Origin of the sequence: Corallococcus sp. AB049A (assembly GCF_003668885.1) — a bacterium.
Taxonomy (GTDB): domain Bacteria; phylum Myxococcota; class Myxococcia; order Myxococcales; family Myxococcaceae; genus Corallococcus; species Corallococcus interemptor.
Genome location: NZ_RAWL01000684.1, coordinates 1 through 2,687, shown reverse-complemented (window position 1 = coordinate 2,687; position 2,687 = coordinate 1). Strand labels below are relative to the sequence as shown.

The 2,687-nt window shown below is 60.8% G+C and carries 1 protein-coding gene; it reads left to right on the top strand.

Going from position 1 to position 2,687, the window contains the following annotated elements:
- A partial coding sequence (locus tag D7X55_RS38220) for an Ig-like domain-containing protein (RefSeq protein WP_147470388.1) occupies nucleotides 1-1,637 on the top strand: 1,637 nt, incomplete at its 5' end.
- Nucleotides 1,638-2,687 lie beyond the last annotated feature (1,050 nt).

Here is a 2,687-nt window from a genome sequence, read left to right as displayed (position 1 = left end):
TGCAGTTCACGGTGGAGGGAGGCGCGGCCGAGCAGGTGGAGATCCTCAAGGACACCACCGTACTGGTGAAGCCCACGGGGAGTCCCTACTCGTTCACCTGGGACACCACCTCGGAGGCAGAGGGGACCTACCAGCTGTCCATCCGAGCGACCCGTGGTGGGGCCGCTTTCGTCAGCGCGCCCAGGACGGTCATCGTGGACCGGACCGCGCCCACCGTGGCGTCCTTCCTGCCGGCCAGGGACGCGGCGACCGTGAGCGTCCACGACGCCATCCAGGTCACCTTCAGTGAGCCCATGAATCCGAACTCCGTGACGGAGTCGGCCGTGGGGCTCAAGACGGGGACCGGCGCCGCCATCGCGAAGTCCGTGGCCCTCTCCGCGGACGGTAGGACGCTGACCGTGACGCCGATGAGTGCGCTGAGCGCACCGAGTTCTGTCCAGGTGGACCTCACTGCCGCCGCGAGCGCCCTGACGGACCTGGCGGGCAACGCCGTGGCGTCCGCGCCGACGTGGTCGTTCTCCGTGCCGACGTGGCTGCCATTGGGCGGCGCAGTCAGCGCGGTTGAGGGCCGGACCTCAGCAGAAGACGTCGTACTGAAGATGGATCGGAATGACCAGCCAGTGCTCGCTTGGGCTGAATCAGATGGCTCAAGCAAGAATGTCTATGTGGCTCGTTGGACAGGGGCTGCCTGGTCCATGCTGGGCGGCGGATTGAGTGGATTGGCGAACATTGGAACGGATGCCACAAGGCCTACTCTCGCATTCACCCCCCAAAATCAGCCAGTCGTCGCGTGGGCTGAGAGTTCTGGCAACGGCCTTGAGCGAATCTTGTTCCTCCGTCAGTGGACAGGAAGCACCTGGGTCTCACTTCCTTCCGCGCCGCTCACGACAAGCAGCGAGTCATACGCAGCCTATCCAGCACTCGCCTTCGACACCAAGGGCAATCTCATCCTGCATGTTTGCGATATTTCGCTAAACGGCTCGATCCTCAGAAGCTTTGCCCTGCAACCGCTTGGCACGACATGGGCGGATCTCCATCCAGCACAGCCGAGACCTCATTTCTGGCCTACGTGGCTCTCCGTTGCCGCCTCGGGCGACAACATCTTTACGGCGTACACCACCTACGACGACACAACGGAACTCAGCTCCATCGCCGTCCTTCCGAACGACGCAGCCCCGCTGGGAGGAGCGGCATTCGGAAGCAATGCAAAAACGCCATCCTTGGCCGTGGATGCGTCACTACAACCTTGGGTTGCGTGGGCGCAGAGCGAGTCGATTGACCCCAACACGGATGGACAGATCTACTGGTCGCGCTGGAGTGGAAGCGCTTGGACTTCGCCGTCGAATATCAGCGTCAACTCAACAGGCAACAGTCGTCCGAGCGTCGCTCTGGGGATTGGTGCGCCCCACATTCTCGCCTGGAGTGGCGTAGTCAACGCCGAGCGAAACATCTTTGTCAACCAGTGGATCGGCAACTCCTGGCAGACGCTTGATGCTCAACTCAACGCCCTGACAGCACAGAACACCCCTGCGTTCAGTCCGTCCGTGGCCATGGACTCAGCAGCCCGGCCATTCATTGCCTGGATTGAAGCGGACGCCAACGCTGCAAGCGTCTACACAGCGCGAATCAATCGTTAGGAGCCAAGCGTCAAAGGACATCACCAACAAGGCATCCGACTGAGGCGTCGTTCTTCTTGAACACTGAACGCGCCTCCGACCCTCAAATTTATTCCACGCCTCACACGCCCCCAAACGCACCCGTCCAATGCCCCCCCATCACGCACTTCCCATACTGATTCTCACGGCATTCTCACTTGCAACCGCGAACTGCGGTCCCAGTTCTGTAACGGATGAGGCATCAGCCAGTCCCGCCATCACATTCCAGTCGGAGGCGCTCGGAGAAACATGCTTCAAGGGAGAATTTCAGCCAACGATTTGCGGCTACGGCGAGTACTGCCAGACCCTCACGGGCAAATGCACAAGGGTTCCGTATCCGACTTGCTCGAATTTCTCCTCGCGCTTGAACAGTTGGAGCCAAACCACATCCACTGGGCCGGTGATCTATGAAGCGAGGGCCATCAAATTCGCCCCCAGCCCAATCCATTGTGGAAGCTCCGAGGCGATTCACGCGGTATATCGCATCAGGGCGTACTCCCCGCTGGCAGACCTGCCGACTTCAGTCGCCGGATTCGTCAATCGATTCTACTTTGCCACTCCAGCAGGACACGAAATGAACCTCATGTACATCACCAACCTCACAACAACAAACAACAACAAGAACATCATGTTCGACGCTAACATTTGCGCCCCCCCAGGCTCAACGAGCTATACAGCGGGCTTCTTCTTTATCGATGGCAGCGAGGTCTGCGTCACGGCCTCCTGAAGAACGCTGAATTCAGGCAAGCTGACGTAGCCAGAACTGACCTGTTGAGCACTTTCGGCGCCCTGCCCGCGCGTCCCCACCCTAAGTCCGGGGGCGGCGGGCAGACGTGTTTCCAGAGGCCTCCAGGTCCGGACGGAGAGTCCTCTGCCATGGACGGGTATGGCAGTGTTCCGCCTCGGGACCGAGCCGGTCCCGACCTTGCAGAACACGCCCCCATGCCCAACTTGAAACACCTGTTGTTGCTCGGCTGCATCGGCCTGAGCCCCGCCTGCATCGACGTTCCCCCGCTGGTGGAAGAGCCGCCC